Origin of the sequence: Billgrantia campisalis (genome assembly GCF_022341425.1) — a bacterium.
GTDB lineage: Bacteria > Pseudomonadota > Gammaproteobacteria > Pseudomonadales > Halomonadaceae > Halomonas > Halomonas campisalis.
Genome location: NZ_JABFUC010000023.1, coordinates 12316 through 29570, shown reverse-complemented (window position 1 = coordinate 29570; position 17255 = coordinate 12316). Strand labels below are relative to the sequence as shown.

Annotated in this window: 18 protein-coding genes, 3 tRNA genes and 1 rRNA gene; 15 read left to right on the top strand and 7 right to left on the bottom strand. The window is 67.7% G+C overall.

The genetic code is table 11. The features are described 5' to 3' along the window. Position 1 precedes the first annotated feature (1 nt). Positions 2-117 (top strand): 5S ribosomal RNA (gene rrf, locus HOP52_RS18950). A gap of 420 nt (positions 118-537) precedes the next feature. On the opposite strand, the gene hisC is transcribed toward rrf, so the two are convergent. Next, a complete protein-coding gene (gene hisC / locus HOP52_RS18945) occupies positions 538-1593 on the bottom strand; it encodes a histidinol-phosphate transaminase (RefSeq protein ID WP_238979097.1) in 1056 nt (351 codons plus the stop codon). 124 nt (positions 1594-1717) lie between these two features. Between hisC and HOP52_RS18940 the strand changes: the two genes are divergently transcribed. The 5 genes from HOP52_RS18940 to mnmH all read left to right on the top strand — a co-directional run bounded on the left by HOP52_RS18940 (position 1718) and on the right by mnmH (position 6896). Further along, a complete protein-coding gene (locus HOP52_RS18940; RefSeq protein WP_238979096.1) occupies positions 1718-2614 on the top strand; it encodes an AEC family transporter in 897 nt (298 codons plus the stop codon). 118 nt (positions 2615-2732) lie between these two features. Next, positions 2733-3194, top strand: a complete 462-nt coding sequence (locus HOP52_RS18935; RefSeq protein ID WP_238979095.1) for a copper resistance protein NlpE N-terminal domain-containing protein — start codon at positions 2733-2735, stop codon at positions 3192-3194. Positions 3195-3300: 106 nt separating this feature from the next. Continuing rightward, positions 3301-4677, top strand: coding sequence for a DNA repair protein RadA (gene radA, locus HOP52_RS18930; RefSeq protein WP_238979094.1), 1377 nt, complete (start codon positions 3301-3303; stop codon positions 4675-4677). A 57-nt stretch (positions 4678-4734) separates the two neighbouring features. Beyond that, on the top strand, positions 4735-5772 hold the full coding sequence (gene selD, locus HOP52_RS18925) for a selenide, water dikinase SelD (protein WP_238979093.1): 1038 nt from the start codon (positions 4735-4737) through the stop codon (positions 5770-5772). Then, entirely contained in the window at positions 5769-6896 is a 1128-nt protein-coding gene (gene mnmH / locus HOP52_RS18920) for a tRNA 2-selenouridine(34) synthase MnmH (protein WP_238979092.1), read from the top strand. The genes selD and mnmH overlap by 4 nt, the downstream gene beginning before the upstream one ends. A 19-nt stretch (positions 6897-6915) precedes the next feature. Here mnmH and HOP52_RS18915 read toward each other — a convergent pair whose 3' ends face one another. Beyond that, entirely contained in the window at positions 6916-7611 is a 696-nt protein-coding gene (locus tag HOP52_RS18915) for a type 1 glutamine amidotransferase (RefSeq protein WP_238979091.1), read from the bottom strand. A gap of 74 nt (positions 7612-7685) precedes the next feature. Here HOP52_RS18915 and HOP52_RS18910 point away from each other — a divergent pair, with 74 nt between their 5' ends. Both HOP52_RS18910 and HOP52_RS18905 read left to right on the top strand, forming a co-directional pair. Beyond that, positions 7686-7979 carry an MGMT family protein gene (locus HOP52_RS18910; RefSeq protein WP_238979090.1) on the top strand — a complete coding sequence of 98 codons (294 nt, stop codon included), beginning with the start codon at positions 7686-7688 and terminating at the stop codon, positions 7977-7979. Between the two features lie 46 nt (positions 7980-8025). Then, entirely contained in the window at positions 8026-8619 is a 594-nt protein-coding gene (locus tag HOP52_RS18905; protein ID WP_238979089.1) for a YjaG family protein, read from the top strand. Positions 8620-8625: 6 nt separating this feature from the next. Here the strand turns inward: HOP52_RS18905 and HOP52_RS18900 are convergent, their stop codons facing one another. The 5 genes from HOP52_RS18900 to hisB all read right to left on the bottom strand — a co-directional run bounded on the left by HOP52_RS18900 (position 8626) and on the right by hisB (position 12136). Next, on the bottom strand, positions 8626-9150 hold the full coding sequence (locus HOP52_RS18900; protein WP_422677729.1) for a hypothetical protein: 525 nt from the start codon (positions 9148-9150) through the stop codon (positions 8626-8628). Between the two features lie 28 nt (positions 9151-9178). Next, positions 9179-9952, bottom strand: coding sequence for an imidazole glycerol phosphate synthase subunit HisF (hisF, locus tag HOP52_RS18895; RefSeq protein ID WP_238979088.1), 774 nt, complete (start codon positions 9950-9952; stop codon positions 9179-9181). A gap of 2 nt (positions 9953-9954) precedes the next feature. Continuing rightward, positions 9955-10704, bottom strand: a complete 750-nt coding sequence (gene hisA / locus HOP52_RS18890) for a 1-(5-phosphoribosyl)-5-[(5-phosphoribosylamino)methylideneamino]imidazole-4-carboxamide isomerase (RefSeq protein ID WP_238979087.1) — start codon at positions 10702-10704, stop codon at positions 9955-9957. A gap of 168 nt (positions 10705-10872) precedes the next feature. After that, positions 10873-11514, bottom strand: a complete 642-nt coding sequence (hisH, locus tag HOP52_RS18885; RefSeq protein WP_238979086.1) for an imidazole glycerol phosphate synthase subunit HisH — start codon at positions 11512-11514, stop codon at positions 10873-10875. 28 nt (positions 11515-11542) lie between these two features. Then, positions 11543-12136 carry an imidazoleglycerol-phosphate dehydratase HisB gene (gene hisB / locus HOP52_RS18880; RefSeq protein ID WP_238979085.1) on the bottom strand — a complete coding sequence of 198 codons (594 nt, stop codon included), beginning with the start codon at positions 12134-12136 and terminating at the stop codon, positions 11543-11545. A gap of 219 nt (positions 12137-12355) precedes the next feature. Here hisB and HOP52_RS18875 point away from each other — a divergent pair, with 219 nt between their 5' ends. The 7 genes from HOP52_RS18875 (at position 12356) to HOP52_RS18845 (ending at position 17017) form a co-directional block, all read left to right on the top strand. Further along, positions 12356-12817, top strand: coding sequence for an acetyl-CoA sensor PanZ family protein (locus HOP52_RS18875; protein WP_238979084.1), 462 nt, complete (start codon positions 12356-12358; stop codon positions 12815-12817). Next, a complete protein-coding gene (locus HOP52_RS18870; protein WP_238979083.1) occupies positions 12814-15168 on the top strand; it encodes an AsmA family protein in 2355 nt (784 codons plus the stop codon). The genes HOP52_RS18875 and HOP52_RS18870 overlap by 4 nt, the downstream gene beginning before the upstream one ends. Positions 15169-15255: 87 nt before the next feature. Then, complete coding sequence (mutY, locus tag HOP52_RS18865; protein ID WP_238979082.1) at positions 15256-16341, top strand: A/G-specific adenine glycosylase; 1086 nt, start codon at positions 15256-15258, stop codon at positions 16339-16341. Between the two features lie 30 nt (positions 16342-16371). Next, a complete protein-coding gene (locus HOP52_RS18860) occupies positions 16372-16644 on the top strand; it encodes an oxidative damage protection protein (RefSeq protein WP_238979081.1) in 273 nt (90 codons plus the stop codon). A 94-nt stretch (positions 16645-16738) separates the two neighbouring features. Next, positions 16739-16814, top strand: a tRNA-Phe gene (locus tag HOP52_RS18855). Between the two features lie 6 nt (positions 16815-16820). Then, positions 16821-16895, top strand: a tRNA-Gln gene (locus HOP52_RS18850). Between the two features lie 46 nt (positions 16896-16941). After that, positions 16942-17017 (top strand) — tRNA-Thr (locus tag HOP52_RS18845). Positions 17018-17255: the final 238 nt, after the last annotated feature.

Genomic DNA, 17255 nt, shown 5'->3' with positions numbered 1-17255 from the left:
GCCTGACGACCATAGCGAGTGGGAACCACCTGATCCCATGCCGAACTCAGCAGTGAAACCGCTCAGCGCCGATGGTAGTGTGGGGCTTCCCCATGCGAGAGTAGGTCATCGTCAGGCACTTCTTCAGAAACCCAGCTTCGAAAGAGGCTGGGTTTCGTCGTTTGGGGGCTTCCCATGGAGAGTCCCGGAGCCCGGCGCAATCATCGTCAGGCACTTATACCGAAAAACCCCGAGTTCTAATGAGCTCGGGGTTTTTTCATGGGCATGGGGAGCCCCGCTCTTTACCTTGTGGGGCCGCTTCGCGGTCCGGCCCCTCGCAGGCTCGGGGCGTTCGTCCGCCCTCGCGGCGGTGCCGCGAAGAGCCGGGCGGACTCACCCCCATGCGAGAGTAGCGGAGCGCCGCCCGGGTTATCGTCAGGCACTTATTCCGACGAAACCCCGGCCATTGGTCGGGGTTTTGTCGTATGTGGCTTCCCAATATTCAGAAACCCAGCTTCGAAAGAGGCTGGGTTTCGTCGTTTGGGGTTTCCCAAATCGCTAGCGGCAGAGAAGTTCGAAGACTTCGATCAGGCTATCCATCTCGTCGTCGGTCCCAATCGAGATGCGCAGGAAATCGCGTAACGCTTCGGTATTGAAATGTCGTACCAGGATGCCCCGCTCGCGCAGGCCGACAAAGAGCTGGGCGGCGTCGTGCTCGGGGTGTCTGACCAGCACGAAGTTGGCCTGAGAAGGGAGCACCTCGAAGCCCAGCGCCGCGAGGCGCTGGCGGGTCCGTTCCCGCGTGGTGATGATGCGCTCCCGGCAGGCATCGAAGTGTTCACGGTCTTCGAGCGACGCGATGGCGAGTGCGCTGGCCAGGCTGTCGATGGGGTAGGAGTTGAAGGAGTCCTTGACCCGCTCGAGCCCCTCGATCAGCTCCCGAGAGCCGAGGGCATAGCCCAGGCGCAGGCCGGCCAGGCTGCGGGATTTGGAGAAGGTGCCGGTAACCAGCAGGTTGGGGTAGTCGGCCACCAGTGGAATCGCGCTTTCACCGCCGAAATCCACATAGGCCTCGTCGACGAGCACGACGCGCTCGGTGACGCGCCTCAGTAGCCTGGCGATGTCGGCTTGGCTATGGCCGTGGGCCGTGGGTGCGTTGGGGTTGGCAAAGATCACGCCGCTGCCGTTGCCGTCGAAGGCGTCCAGGTCGATGCGCCACTGGTCGTCCAGGGCAAGGGCTTGGCGCTCGATCCCGTACAGCTGGCAATAGACTGGATAGAAGCTGTAGGTGATGGCCGGCATCTGCAGCGGCTGGCCATGACAAAAGAAGGCCTGGAAGGCGAGCGCCAGGACTTCATCGGAGCCGTTGCCGACGAAGACCTGCTCGACCTCGACGCCAAACTCCCGTGCCAGGGCCTCACGCAGGGCGCGAGACTCGGGGTCGGGGTAGAGGCGCAGGTGGTCGGCGGGGAACTCGCGCAGCGCGGTCTCCACGCCGGGGGCCGGCGGGTAGGGGTTCTCGTTGGTATTCAGCTTGATCAGGCGCTCGCGCGGCTGCTCCCCGGGCACATAGGGAGTCAGCTCGTGAACCGCCGGGCTCCAGAACTCGCTCATGGTCGCTCGCTGTTCATCAGGGTGGACTTTAGGCCATGTTGAACCGAGCGGCGTAACCGCGCAAGTCACTGACGTGCTAGCCTAGTCGACGCTTTTGCGAACCCGAACCGTCCGGAACCCCCTGATGACCACACAGATTCTCGCCACCCTGCTGCCGGTATTCCTGATTGCCGGCTGTGGCACGCTCTATGGCCGCTACCGTACGCCCGACATTCGCGGCCTGAACACCCTGAACATGGAGCTCTTCGTGCCCATGCTGGTGTTTGCCGTGCTGGCCGATGGCCAGGCGCCGCTGGAGGAGTACGCCGGCCTGGCGCTGGCGGCGGCGGTGGTGGTGCTGGGGTCCGGCGTGGTGCTGTGGCCGCTGGTCAAGTGGTTGAAGCTGGAGCCGAAGACCTTCCTGCCGCCGATGATGTTCAACAACTCCGGCAACATGGGGATTCCGCTGCTGGTGCTGGCCTTCGGCGAGGCGGCGCTCCCGGCCGCCGTGGTGGTGTTCATCGTCGAGATGCTGCTGCACTTCTCGGTCGGGCTTTATATGCTCAGCCCCAGGACGCCGCTGTGGCGGCTGCTGCGCATGCCCATCGTGCTGGCCAGCATCGCAGGGCTTACGATCAACCTGGGCGGTGTGGCTCTGCCGAGCTGGCTGCTCGAGGCGCTGCACATGCTGGGCGGAGTGTGTATTCCGCTGATGCTCTTCGCCCTGGGCGTGCGGATGCTGGATATCGACTTCGGCGACTGGAAAACGGGACTCTTGGGGGCGTTGCTCTGCCCGCTCTCGGGGTTGATCCTGGCAGTGCCGATGATCCTGTGGCTGGAACTGACCGGCCTGCAGGCCGCGACCCTGTGGGTCTTTGCCGCCCTGCCGCCGGCGGTGCTCAACTATCTGGTCGCCGAGCAGTATCGCCAGGAGCCCCACAAGGTGGCCTCGCTGGTGCTGATCGGCAACCTGGGCAGCCTGGTGGTGATGCCCATCGTGCTGGCGCTGGTGTTCCAGCACGTTTACTCGGGCGCCCTGTGAGCCGGGCCTTTACGGAACCCCCACGGATCGAGGCTGTCCGCTGAACGGCAGAGGGTTTATGCTGTGAGACAGGCTGCCGTAGTTCACGGCGACAAGCCCATAGGTTAGGAGTCAACAAATGCAAATCAGGACCCTGCTGGCCAGCTCGGCGATGCTGGCCCTACTGGCGGGCTGTGCCGCCGCCCCTAGCGATGATCGTGTGGCCGCTCCGGCGATGGATGATGGCGAAGTGGCCTATCAGGGCACGCTGCCCTGCCGCAACTGTGGCCCCGGCGGGGGGATCGATCTGGATGTGCGCTTGATGGGTGACGAGCAGAGCGCACTGGCGGAGCGCACCTTCACCCTGCGGGCCAGCTACCGGGAGCATCCCCAGAACCCGGAGGACGAAAATTACGCCGGCAACTGGGAAGTGCTCAGCGGTACGGCCGTAGATCCGGATGCCACCGTCTATGAGCTGACCCCCCATGATGATGGCCAGGTCTACTACTTTCTGCGCCTCGATGGCACCACCCTCGAGCTGATCGACCCCCAGCGTCGCCGCTTCGAGAACAACGAGATGCTGCGTCTGCAGCGCCTCTGAGTGCGGGGGTGATCTCGACGAAGGCGGCCTGGGGCCGCCTTCGTGCGTTTGGGCGCTGCAGCCGGCGCTGCTGATAGAATGGGGCCAATCATCAGGGAGGGCCCGCATGGCCAAAGCGAAGAGCGCCTTCGTATGCACGGAGTGCGGTGCCGAATACCGCAAGTGGCAGGGGCAGTGCGGAAGCTGCCAGCAGTGGAACACCCTGACCGAGGTCAGGCTGGCCGCGGCGCGCCCCGGTGCCGGGGCGAGCGCGGGGGCGGGGCGCAGCGGCTATGCTGGCGGCCTGTCCCGGGAGGTGGTGGACCTGGCCAGCGTCGATCTCGCCGAAGTGCCCAGGCTCTCGTCCACCTTCGGCGAGTTCGACCGGGTACTGGGCGGCGGCCTGGTGCCGGGGTCCGCGGTGCTGCTCGGCGGCCACCCCGGCGCCGGCAAGTCGACCCTGCTGTTGCAGACCGCCTGCAAGCTGGCGCAGAGCCGACGGGTGCTCTACGTCACCGGTGAAGAGTCCCTCGCCCAGGTGGCGATGCGCGCCCACCGCCTGCAGCTGCCGACGGCCGGGCTCAAGATGCTCGCCGAGACCAGCGTCGAGACGATCCTCGCCGTGGCTGAGCGCGAGCGTCCGGAGATACTCGTCATCGACTCCATCCAGACCATGCACCTGGAGGATATCGCCTCGGCCCCGGGGGGCGTGGCCCAGGTGCGCGAGTCTGCGGCGGCTCTGACCCGCTTCGCCAAGCAGAGCCATACCGTGCTGCTGCTGGTGGGGCACGTCACCAAGGATGGCTCACTGGCCGGTCCCAAGGTGCTGGAGCACATGATCGACGCCTCGCTGCTGCTCGAGGGCGGTGCCGATTCGCGCTTTCGCACCCTGCGGGGGCAGAAGAATCGCTTCGGGGCGGTCAATGAGCTGGGGGTCTTCGCCATGCTCGAACATGGCTTGAAAGAGGTGAAGAACCCCAGCGCGATCTTCCTGTCGCGCGGTGAAGAGCAGGCCCCGGGCAGCCTGGTGATGGTGGTCTGGGAAGGCACCCGCCCGCTGCTGGTGGAGGTGCAGGCGCTGCTCGACGAGTCGGCCTTGGGGAATCCGCGGCGCGTGGCGGTGGGGCTTGACCAGAACCGCCTGGCGATGCTGCTGGCGGTGCTGCACCGCCATGGTGGGCTCTTCACCGGCGACCAGGATGTCTTCCTCAACGTGGTCGGCGGGGTCAAGGTGCTTGAGACCAGTGCCGATCTGGCGGTGCTGGTGGCGGTAGTCTCCAGCCTGCAGAGCCGTCCTCTGTCCCGTGAGCTGGTGGTGTTCGGCGAGGTGGGACTGTCCGGCGAGATTCGCCCGGTTCCCAGCGGCCAGGAGCGTATCGTCGAGGCCGCCAAGCACGGTTTCACCCGGGCGATCGTGCCCCGCGCCAATGCCCCGAAGCGCTCTCCCGAGGGGATGGAGGTGGTGGCCGTGGACAAGCTGGCCGATGCCCTGGATGTGCTGTGACTCAAGCCGCCTGCCCTTTGATATAGAATGCCAACAGGAACTGCCAAGGAGAATGACATGAGCGCCATCCGCCTGACCCAGTACAGCCATGGTGCCGGCTGTGGCTGCAAGATCGCGCCGGACGTGCTGGACGGCATCCTGGCCAAGGCCGGCCCGGGTGCCAGCCATTCACGGCTGATCGTCGGCAACCAGGGACGCGAGGATGCCGCGGTTTACGACCTGGGCGACGGGCGCGGCATGATCGCCACCACCGATTTCTTCATGCCCATCGTCGACGATCCCTTCGACTTCGGCCGCATCGCGGCGATCAATGCGATCAGCGACGTCTATGCCATGGGCGGCACCCCGGTGATGGCGCTGGGCATCCTCGGCTGGCCGCTGGACAAGCTGGGGCCGGAGATTGCAGGTGACGTGGTCGCCGGTGCCCAGGCGGTGTGTCGTGAGCTGGGCCTGGCGCTGGCCGGCGGCCACTCCATCGATGCCCCGGAGCCGATCTTCGGGCTGGCGGTCAATGGCCTGGTCGACCTGGAGCATCTCAAGCTCAACAAGGGGGCCCAGCCGGGCGATCTGCTGTTCCTGACCAAGCCGCTGGGGGTGGGAATTCTCACCACCGCCGAGAAGCAGGGGCTGCTGCAGGCGGGCCACCAGGGCCTGGCGCGGGAAACTATGCTGAAATCCAACCGGATCGGTGTCGAGTTGGCCAAGGTGAAAGGCGTGCACGCCATGACCGATGTCACCGGCTTCGGCCTGGCCGGCCACCTGGCCGAGATCTGCACCGCCAGCGGCGTGGCGGCTCGCATCGACTTCCGGCGCCTGCCGCGGCTGGCCGAGGCCGAGGGCTACCGCCGTCGCGGGGCGGTGCCGGGCGGCACCCAGCGCAACCGCGATGCGCTGGGCGAGAGCCTGCCGACCATGGATGAGCCCCACTGGCAGTGGCTGTGCGACCCTCAGACGTCCGGCGGGCTGCTGCTCTCGGTGCACCCCTCCTGGGAGGATGACGTGGAGCGCATCGGCCGCGCCCATGGCATCGAACTTGTGCCCTTCGGCGAGGTGATCAAACCCCAGGGGCCGGCGCTGATCGAGGTGCGTGGATGAGTCTGCCGCTGGTCGAGCCCGAGCTCTCGCTGCTGCGCGAGGGGCGGGTGCTGATCGATGTGCGCGCCCCGGTGGAGTTCGCCCAGGGGGCGCTGCCCGGGGCGGTCAATCTTCCGCTGATGGACGACGAGGAGCGCCGCCGGGTCGGCATCGAATACAAGCGCCGTGGGCAGCAGGCGGCCATCGCGCTTGGCCAGCGGCTGGTCAGCGGCGGCATCAAGGCATCGCGCCTGGCCGCCTGGCAGCGCCTGCTCAAGGCCCACCCCGATGCCATCGTCTACTGTTTCCGCGGCGGGCTGCGCTCGCAGATCGCCCAGCAGTGGATCGCCGAGGCGGGGGTCGAGCGGCCGCGCATTCGTGGCGGCTGGAAGGCCATGCGCCAGGGGCTCTGCGCGCGCATCGATGCCGCTGCCCAGCAGCCGCTGCTGGTGGTCGGTGGCTTGACCGGCTGTGCGAAGACGGCGCTGATCCAGCAACTGCCCAACGGCCTCGACCTGGAGGGCTGTGCGCGCCACAAGGGCTCCGCCTTCGGCCGCCATCCGTTGCCGGCACCGTCACAGATCGACTTCGAACACGCCATGGGGCTGCGCCTGCTGGCGCTGCCGGGACCGGTGGTGGTGGAGGACGAATCGCGCCATATTGGCGCCGCCAACGTGCCGCTAACCTTCTGGCGGGCCATGGAGCAGGCTCCCCGGCTGCGCGTGGAGATGCCGCTGGACTGGCGGCTGGGGCAGATCCAGAAGGACTACATCGACGACCTCTGGGCAGTTTACCGCCAACAGTGCGGGGAGTGGCTGGGCTGGACGCTGATGCGCAAGCAGCTGACCTCGGCGCTGGCGCGGTTGCGCAAGCGGCTGGGTCATGCGCGGCTGGCGCGCATCGCACGTCTGCAGGCGCTGGCGTTCCGTGAGCATGAGCGCGGCAATCCCCAGGCCCATGAGGCATGGCTGGCCCCGCTGCTGACCGAATACTACGACCCCATGTATCGTTATCAGTTGGAGAAGCAGGACCCCCGGCGCTTCCTGCACGTGGGTGACTGGGAGAGCTGCCTGGCGGCCGCGCGGACCTGGTCGGAGACCGCCGCGCCGCTGCCCGCCGGCTCGAATCGCGCCGCGCTGGCCTGAATCGGCGGGGTGAGGGGGCTCAGGCTCGGGCCGTGCTCAGCCACTGGCTGAGCAGGCGGTCGAGCAGCGGCGCCAGGCGGTCGAAGCGCGCCCCCTCCGCGAGGATCGCTTCACGGGGCTGAACGTTGGGGCCTGCGGCATCGCCCTGCGGCGGCTCGGCGCTGTCGAGCAGCTCGGCCACGCCGGCTCGGGTCACCTCCAGGTGACACAGCAGGCCCAGCGCGCGGCCGCCGTCCCAGGCGAATCCCTGCACCGGGCTGGCCTGGCTGCCGCCCAGCGGCAGGGCGTCGTCGGGCAGGGCGAAGACCCGCTGATGCCACATGAAGGCCGTGAAGCGCTCGGGCAGGTCGAAGGGGCTCTGCGCTGAGCGCGTCACTTCGTGCCAGCCCACCTCGGTGAAACTGCCGCGTCCCACGGCCGCGCCGAGGGCCTCGGCGATCAGCCGGGCGCCAAGGCCGATGCCGAGCAGCGGCTTGTTGCCGTCCAGTGCCCGGCCGATCAGCTTGCGCTCGCGCTTCAGCCAGGGGAGTTCGGCCTCGTCTTCGCTGCCCGGTGGGCCGTCGAGCACGATCAGGGCATCGCAGTCGGCGAGGCTGGGCGGGGCTTCACCGGCATGCAGGTGAAACACCGTATGGCTGTGCCCCATACTGGTCAGCCAGTCGGCGATGCGGCCCGGCCCCTGGAAGTCGCTGTGTTGAAGCAGGTGAACGTGCATGCAAGCCTCGCCGGGTGGAGAATGAGAGTGCGGCGCCGGAGGGCGCCCGTGTCAGTCAGGGAGCGAAAGGGTACATGAAGGCGCGGCTGCGCGAACAGATATTGACCATCCTGGCGCAGATACCCCCGGGGCGTGTGACCACCTACGGCCGCATCGCGGCGATGACCGAGGGCGGCACGCCGCGGCTGGTGGCCCGCGCCCTGCGCGAGCTGCCCGCCGGACACGACCTGCCCTGGTTCCGGGTGATTACCGCCTCGCGCCGGCTGGCCGACCACCCCGGCGCGCCCGAGCAGCGCCAGCGGCTGATGGCCGAAGGAGTGCGCTTCGACGATCGCGGCCGCGTTTCGCCGCACTGCCTGTGGCCGTGAAAAGGGTGGCCGTGCCCATGAGACAGACAAACTGCCAGGAGACTCCATGAGCGGCTTTCATCAGCGCCTCCTCACGCTCGACCCGCGACGCCAGCAGGCCTTCATGGCTGCGCTGTGCGAGCGGCTGTTGCCCAACTATGTCTTTTACCATCAGGCGCTCCAGGGTGAGAGCGGCGGTCACGTCAACCCGGCAGGTCTCAGGGCGATCCTCGACCTGGTGTGGGAGCGGCTGTCAGTTAAGGAGGCCAGCATCGACTTCGACCGTCAGGCGGAGAAGCTCGCCGAGCTGGAGCCGCCCGCGGACGATGACAGCTTCGGCGCCCGGCGCGCCCTGGAAGCCGTGGTGGCGCTGTCGGCGCTGCTCGATACCCTGCGCGGCGAGGCCCCCGAGGCGGTGCTGGAGGTGAGCCGCACCTCCAAGGGCGGGGTGCGCGCCTTCATCGAGCTCACCGAGGGCGAAGAGGATCCCCGCCGCCTGTCCGAGCTGATCAAGCAGCATCCGCTGATGGCGGAAGAGAACGACTTCCAGGACGCCGTGTTGGAGGCGGTTGAGGGCCGGCTCGACCGGGAGTCCCTCAAGGTGCTGCGTCGGCTGGGGCGCAACGAGGGGGTCAGCAACCTGGGGCTGTCGCTGGAGTGAGGTCGCTCAGAATCGCACGCCGCCGGTGACCATGGCGCCGGCAGTACCGAATACGATCAGGTCGGCCTCGAAGCGCTCCCAGCGAACGCCGACGCTGGGCAGGATGGCGGGGGCGATGCCGTAGCGGTTGAAAGGGATGCTGTCCCGGTGTTCGCCCTTGTAGCCGCGCAGGGCGCCGGCGGTCAGCTTGGTCCGAAAGCTCAGATTCTCGGCCGGCTCCCAGAAGGGGAACTTGCGGCCGACATACCAGTACCAGGTGGGCTGGTCGTGGGAGTTCTTGAACCAGGCCGCCCCGGCCAGCCAGCGGTCGGGGTTGTTGAGCTCGACGCTGATCAGATTCTGATGATTGTTGTGCTCGTCCCGCGGGCTGAAGTGGGTGGTAAAGAGGCTGGTCTGCACCAGCACATGGTTGAGTTCCAGCTTGGGTGGCCAGGACGGGGAGTGGCTGCCGGCCGCCGCGGTGACCGGCAGCAGCAGGCACAGCAGTAGTCCGGCCAGGCCGCGGCGGGCCGTCTTCCCTGAAGGTGTCACGATGACGCTCCTGAAGGACATACTCCCCTTAGAGTCGCATCTCGATGCCTCGTTCGGCCATATAGCGCTTGGCCTCGGGAATGGTGTATTCGCCGAAGTGGAAGATGCTGGCGGCCAGCACCGCGTCGGCGCCGCCTTCCCGCACGCCTTCCACCAAGTGGTCGAGATTGCCGACGCCGCCGGAGGCGATCACCGGCACGCTGACCGCCTCGCTGATGGCGCGGGTCACCCCCAGATCGAAGCCGATCTTGGTGCCGTCACGGTCCATGCTGGTGAGCAGCAGCTCGCCGGCGCCGTATGCGACCATCTTCTTCGCCCACTCCACGGCGTCCAGCCCGGTGGGGCGACGCCCGCCGTGGGTGAAGATCTCCCAGCGTGGCGCCTCGTCCTCCTTCGACACCCGCTTGGCATCGATGGCCACCACGATGCACTGGCTGCCGAAGCGCTCAGCGGCCTCGCGCACGAACTCGGGATTATTCACCGCGGCGGTGTTGATCGACACCTTGTCGGCACCGGCGTTGAGCATGGTGCGAATGTCGTCGCAGGAGCGGATGCCGCCGCCCACGGTCAGCGGGATGAACACCTCGCCGGCGATGCGCTCGACCATCTCCACCGTGGTGTCGCGGTCCTCGTGGCTCGCCGTGATGTCGAGGAAGGTGATCTCATCGGCGCCCTGCTGGTTGTAGCGCTGGGCGATCTCCACCGGGTCGCCGGCGTCACGAATGCCGATGAAGTTGACGCCCTTGACCACGCGGCCGGCGTCGACGTCGAGGCAGGGGATGATGCGCTTGGCCAGTGGCATGGTCAGTTCCCCGCTTGGCTGGTGAGCTGGTCGCAGAGACGCTGGCCTTCGGCCACGTCGAGACTGCCTTCGTAGATGGCGCGCCCGGTGATGGCGCCGAGGATGCCGGGCTCGCCGGCGGCCACCAGGGCGCGCAGGTCGTCGAGGTTGGTCACCCCGCCCGAGGCGATCACCGGCAGGCCGCCGTCGCGGGCAAGTGCCGCGGTGGCCTCGACGTTGACGCCGTTCATCATGCCGTCCCGGGCGATATCGGTGTAGACGATGCTCGATACCCCGTCGTCGGCGAAGCGCTTGGCGAGATCCACCGCCTTGACCTCGGACACCTCGGCCCAGCCGTCGGTGGCGACATAGCCGTCGCGGGCATCGAGCCCGACGATCACGTGGTCCGGGAAGGCGCGACACATTTCGCCGACGAACGCCGGCTGCTTGACCGCCTGGGTGCCGATGATCACCCAGGAGACCCCGGCGGCCAGGTAGTGCTCGATGGTCTCGGCCGAGCGGATGCCGCCGCCGATCTGAATCGGTAGATCCGGAAAGCGTCTGGCGATGGCGGTCACCGCCTCACCGTTGACCGGCCGGCCCTCGAAGGCGCCGTTGAGGTCGACCAGGTGCAGCCGGCGGGCGCCGGCCTCAACCCAGCGCGCGGCCATGGCCACGGGATCGTCGCCGTAGGTGGTGGCGTCGTCCATGCGGCCTTGCTTCAGGCGCACGCACTGGCCGTCCTTGAGATCGATAGCGGGAATTACCAGCATGTCCAGCTCCTTGCGGCGCGTCTTCGGGCGCCTGTCGTTAGCGGCGCGGCAGCGGGCGCCTGTCGTTGGTGGCGCAGCAGCGGGCGCCTGTCGTCAGCGGCATGGCAGCGGGCGCCCGGTGCAAGAGTCGAATGTGGCGGCGGCCACCTGGTCGAGGGAGGGCGCCGCTCAGGGGTCCCAACGCACGAAGTTTTCCAGCAGGGTGAGGCCGGCCCGGGAGCTCTTCTCCGGGTGGAACTGCACGGCGAAGGTGGCGTCGCGGCCTACCGCCACATGGGCGCTGATGCGGCCATAGTCGGTGGTACCGAACACCGTGTCATCGTCGCTGGCCTGCGCATAGTAGCTGTGCACGAAATAGAAGTGCTCGTCCTGATCGATGCCCTTCCACAGCGGATGCTCACGGTGCTGATGCACCAGGTTCCAGCCCATGTGCGGGACCTTCAGGCGCTGGCCGTGGTCGTCGCGCATGTCGGTGGGGAAGCGCTTCACTTCGCCGGGCAGAAAGCCCAGACAGTGGATGCCGCCGTTCTCCTCGCTGTGCTCGAGCAGCATCTGCTGGCCCACGCAGATGCCCAGCAGCGGCTTGGCCTGGCTGGCCAGCAACTCCTCGACCAGGCCGCGCAGCTCGGTCTTCTCGAGCTCACCCATGCAGTCGCGGATGGCCCCCTGGCCGGGGAGTACCAGGCGGGTGGCGCCCTGGATGCGGCGCGGGTCGCGCGTAATCGTCACATGTTCGTGGGTCACGTGTTCAAGGGCTTTGGCAACCGAATGCAGATTGCCCATTCCGTAGTCGATGACGGCAATGGTCATGAGTGCTCCTCTGGTGTCGGTCGCGGTCCTACAGGCAGCCCTTGGTGGACGGCATCTGGCCGGCCATGCGCGGGTCGGGTTCCACGGCCATGCGCAGCGCGCGACCGAAGGCCTTGAAGATGGTTTCCGCCTGATGGTGAGCGTTGAACCCCTTCAGGTTGTCGATATGCAGGGTAACGCCGGCGTGATTGACGAAGCCCTGGAAGAACTCCCAGAACAGCTGGGTGTCCAGGCGGCCGATGGCGGCGCGGGTGAAATCGACCTCCATGAACAGCCCCGGGCGGCCGGAGAAGTCGATCACCACCCGTGAGAGCGCTTCGTCCAGCGGCACATAGGCATGGCCGTAGCGGCGGATGCCGCGCTTGTCGCCGATGGCGCGGGCGAAGGCCTGGCCCAGGGTGATGCCGAGATCCTCGACGGTGTGGTGGTCGTCGATGTGCAGGTCGCCCACCGCCTTGATGTCGAGATCGACAAGGCCGTGGCGGGCCACCTGGTCGAGCATGTGGTCGAGGAAGGGAACGCCGGTCTCGCAGGTCAGTCGGCCTTCGCCGTCCAGGTTCACGGACACCGTGATCTGGGTTTCCTGGGTGTCACGGCTGACCGTGGCGATACGCTCGGACATGGTGGGACTCTCTCCTGCGCTGACGCGTCTCTGCGGTGCCGGCGCGTGTTCAGGGGGTGGCCCGGAAGCTCCGGTCGGGCGGTTGCCGTTCGGCTGCCGGGCGGGCAAGCCGCAGCGCTTGCCGCCGTAGATCGTCCATTATAGTGAATCGGCGCCCCCATCCGCTACAATGCGCCCATCACAGTGGCGGCGCCTCGCCGCCCGACCCGGAGACCTACCATGCCGGTAACGCTACACCTTGTCGATCACGCCGCCTGGTCCGAAGACGCCCAGGCACGGCTCGATCTGCAGCGGATCTATGCCGATGCGCCAGCCGAGCGCCTCCCCGCTGCGGTGGATGACTTCATTCGCGATCACCTCGCCGACGGGCACTTCTTCGGCTGTGCCCGGTTCAACGATCGGCTACTCGGCGCGGTGGCGGTGCGCTCCGACCGCGACGCCTGGTGGCTGTCGCAGATGTGCGTGCGCAAGCCTACCCGCCGGCGAGGCGTCGGTTCGCGCCTGCTGGCGCTGATCAGTCGTTCGGCCCGCGACCGGGGACGCCAGCTGCGGGTGCCGGCCTCCCAACTGCCGATGCCCGACCAGATGCTGCTCAGTCGTCTCGGCTACCGGCTGCATGACACCGGCGACTTTTTCGAGCTCGACCCACCGCTGCAGGGGCAGGGAGAAGAGATGCCATGAAGCGACTCTTTCAAACCCTGCTGGCGGCCATCGGTGTCCTCGGCGTCGTGGTGGTCGCCGCGGTGGTGTATGTCACGACCTTCCTCGATCCCGAAGACTTCAAGCCGCGCCTCATCGAGGTGGTCGAAGAGCATAGCGGGCTCGAGCTGACCATGGAGGGGCCGCTGGCCTGGTCGTTCTACCCGCGGCTGGGGGTCAGCGTGGAGAGCGTGGAGAGCCGGCTGCCGGAGCAGGAGGATGAGGCTCCCTTCCTGGCCTTCGAGCGGGCCGAGGTCAGCCTCGCCTTCGCGCCCCTGCTGCGCCGCGAGATCGCCATCGAAGGCTTGACCCTGGACGGCATGCAGCTGCGCCTGGAGCGCGACGCCGAGGGGCGCGGCAACTGGGAGCCGCTGCTCCAGCGCCTGGACGAGCGTCGCGAGGGGGCCGAGTCGGTGCTGGCGCCGGCCACTGCCGGCCCCAGCCCGAGCTTCCCCGGCGGCGGCAACCTGGCGGTGGCGTTGAATATCGCCAGCGTCCAGGTGCGCAACGGCGAGGTACTGTTGCGCGACCTCGGTGAGGAGCGCGAATGGCTGCTGGAAGGGCTCAACCTGTCCGGGACCAACGTCAACCCGGCCCGCGCCTTTCCGCTCAGGACCTCCTTTCGCGTGGCCTCCTACGGCGCCCTGGACTGGCGGGAGCTGGAGCGCCCACCGGGGCTTTCCAGCGAGGTCTCGCTGGAAAGCCGAGTGCATCTCGACCTGGCCGAGCGGCGCTATCGGCTCGAGGGGCCAAAGCTGAACACGACCACCCGGCTCGACGAGGTGGAGGGCCGCCAGACGCTGAACCTCAGCGGCCGGGAGCTGCTGCTGGAGCTCTCCGAGCGGCGCATGCGGCTTGAGGATGGCAAGCTGGAGGCCAGCCTCCAGCACCCGGAGCTGGGCGAGCAGGCGGTGGCGCTGTCGCTGGCCTTCGTGCTCGACGCCGACCTGGCCGAGCACACCGCCCAGCTGCGCAAGCTGCAGCTCAGCGGCCCGGATGACCTGCGCCTGAGCGGCAATCTCAATCTGGCCGGGCTCGATGCAGCGCCCACCTATAGCGGCCACCTCAGCCTGGCGCCGCTGTCGCTGCGCCCCTGGCTCACGCGCCTGGGCCGGCTGCCCGTCACCGCCGACTCGGACGCGCTCTCCGACGTGGCCCTGACCAGCCCGGTGCGCGGCGACCTGAGCCGGCTCGAGCTCTCCAGCCTGACTCTGGTGCTGGATGACAGCACTTTCACCGGCCGCCTGGCCATGGGCTTCGCGGGCGATGATCTGAGCGTCGACCTGCAGGGCGATCGCCTGGACCTGGATGCCTACTTGCCGCCACCCGAGGGTGGCCCTGATACGGCCTCGCGGGGCGGCTTTTTTGCGATCGGTCGGGCGCATGCCGATGACCCGGCACCGCTGGTGCCTGCCGAGTGGCTGTCGGCGCTGCGCCTGAACGGTAGCCTCGCGCTGGGGCAGCTGCGGCTGATGGGCCTGGACTTCACCGAGGTCGAACTGGCCCTGGCCGGTGACAACGGTCGCCACCGGCTGGAGGGGTTCAGGTCGCGGCTTTATGGCGGTGAGCTGGACGCCAGTGGCGAGCTGGACCTGACTCGGGAGCCGATACGCTGGCAGCTTGCTCCGACCCTCTCGCGGGTTCGCCTGGAGCCGCTGACCCAGGCGCTGGCCCGCAGCGAGGAGCCGGCCCCGATGCGCGGCCGGCTTACGGTCGATGGCCAGCTGGAGTCGCGCGGCAATAGTGGGCCGCAGCTGCGGCGCAACCTGGATGGCCGACTGAACGGGCATATCGACGAAGGGGCGGTGCTCAACGTCAACATCTCCGAGGAGCTGTGCACCACCGTCGCCGCCCTCGAGGGGCGCGAGACGACCCGTGAATGGAGTCCCGACACCCGCTTCGACCGCGCCGAGGCCAGCGTGCGGATCAACGGCGGCGTCGCCCGCAGCGACGATATCCTGCTCACCCTGCCCGGCATCGAGCTGGGCGGCGAGGGGGAACTGGACCTGGTCACCGAGCGCTTCGATCTGCGCGCCGCGGCGCGTTTCGTGGATAGCGCCGATGCGGCCTGTCGCGTCAATCCGCGCCTGGAGCGGGTGCCGCTGCCGGTGCGCTGCTCCGGCAGCTACCTGGGCGATAGCCGCGAGTGGTGCCGCTTCGATCGCGAGGCCTTCCAGGCCAGCCTGGTCGAGCTGCTGCGCGATGAGGCTGAGCAGCGCGGGCGGGATGAGATCGAGCGGCGCCTGGAGCGTCCCCTGGAACAGCTTGACGAGCGACTCGGGGAGGGCGCCGGCCAGGAACTTCGCGACGCCCTGCGTGGTCTGTTTAATTGAGCATCAAGCAAGTCAGTCCCTGCGCCGGCCCCGTGTCGGCGCTTTTTTTGCCGCTTGCGGCGTGAGCGCGCCCGACAAGGATCGACGATGACGCAAGCCCCCGCGCCCGTACTGCCCCCGGAGGCCTTCCAGCGCCGGCTGCTGGCCTGGCATGACCGCCACGGCCGCCATGACCTGCCCTGGCAGCATGACCGCTCGCCCTACCGGGTCTGGGTATCGGAGATCATGCTGCAGCAGACCCAGGTCGCCACGGTGATCCCCTACTTCACGCGCTTTATCGCGCGCTTTCCCGACGTTGCCGCCCTGGCGGCCGCCGAGCAGGACGAGGTGCTGCACCTGTGGACGGGGCTTGGCTACTACGCCCGCGGCCGCAACCTGCACAAGGCGGCTCGGGAGATCGTCGCGCACCACGCCGGCGAGTTGCCGCTCGACGTCGAGGCGCTATCCGAACTGCCCGGCATCGGGCGCTCCACCGCCGGGGCCATCGTGGCTCAGAGCAGCGGCCGACGCGCGGTGATTCTCGACGGTAATGTCAAGCGCAGCCTGGCCCGCCTGCACGCGGTGGAGGGCTGGCCGGGGCGGCCGGCGGTGGCGCGCCGCCTGTGGGCCCTGGCCGAGCACTACACGCCCCATGAGCGGCTCGCCGACTACACCCAGGCGATGATGGACTTCGGCGCCATCCTGTGCCGTCGCGGCACGCCCGACTGCGCAAGCTGCCCCTTCGACGATGTCTGCGTGGCCCATGCACGAGGCGAGCAGCGCCGCTTTCCCGAGTCCAGGCCGAAGAAGGCCCTGCCCACCCGCACTACCCGCATGCTGCTGCTCCAGGATGCAGAAGGGCGCGTGCTGCTGGAGCGACGGCCCGCCAGCGGCCTGTGGGGCGGGCTCTGGAGTCTGCCGCAGTTCGACGATCAAGCGGCGCTCCGGGCCTGGCTGGACCAGCACGCCCCGTGCAGCACGCTGGCCCCCAGTTGGTCCCCCTTTACCCATGTGTTCAGCCACTTCCGGCTCGAGATCACGCCGCAGCCGGCCAGGGTCCGCCGCCTCGACTCGGTGGGCGAGGCGCGGCGCTGGTACGATCCCGATAACCCCGACAGCCTGGGCCTGGCGGCACCGGTGAAGTCGTTGCTGACCTCGCTCGCCACCTTTACCCTCACCGCGCCAGATCCTTGACCACTCGACAGCCATCACCAGGAGAATCCCATGAGCCAGACCGTCTTCTGTCGCAAGTACCAGCAGGAGCTCGAGGCCCTGCCGTTTCCGCCCTTGCCCGGAAAAAAGGGGCGTGATCTCCAGGCCAGCGTGTCGAAGCGGGCCTGGGAGGAGTGGCAGGCGCTGCAGACCCGCCTGATCAACGAGAAGCACCTCAACATGCTCGACCCCGCCGCCCGGGAGTATCTCACCGACCAGATGGAGCGCTTCCTGGACAATCGCGAGACCGACCAGGCCGAGGGCTATGTACCGCCCGAACAGTGAGCCGAGGGGGGCTTCCTCGCACCTCCCCATCTTCATGATAAGAAAGGGGTTGACGGCGGCGGCGGGATCTTGTTTAATACGCACCGTTGGCAGCGGCCAGATAGCTCAGTTGGTAGAGCAGGGGATTGAAAATCCCCGTGTCGGCGGTTCGATTCCGTCTCTGGCCACCACACTGCTGGGGTATAGCCAAGTGGTAAGGCACCGGTTTTTGGTATCGGCATTCCCAGGTTCGAATCCTGGTACCCCAGCCACGCCAACCCTGTTTCCGATTCTGCATCTCGCTTGAGTCGGTCCCGAGCCGGCATAGCTCAGTTGGTAGAGCAACTGACTTGTAATCAGTAGGTCCCGGGTTCGACTCCTGGTGCCGGCACCATTAAAACATCGGGATCATCACGAGCTGCAGCATATTAAAAACCGCCTTTTTAGGGCGGTTTTTTCGTATGCCGACTGTGTCGGCGCCCTCCCTTCCACAAGCCGCTCATTGGCCTCGATCAGGAGCGCCTCGCGCGTTATGTGCCGCTGTTTTGCTGTCGGCCGGCTGCCTGGAGAATCATCAGCCATTGCCTTGCCGGCGTGTGCGGCCTTGAAAGTGGCCTGGCCCGACACTACAT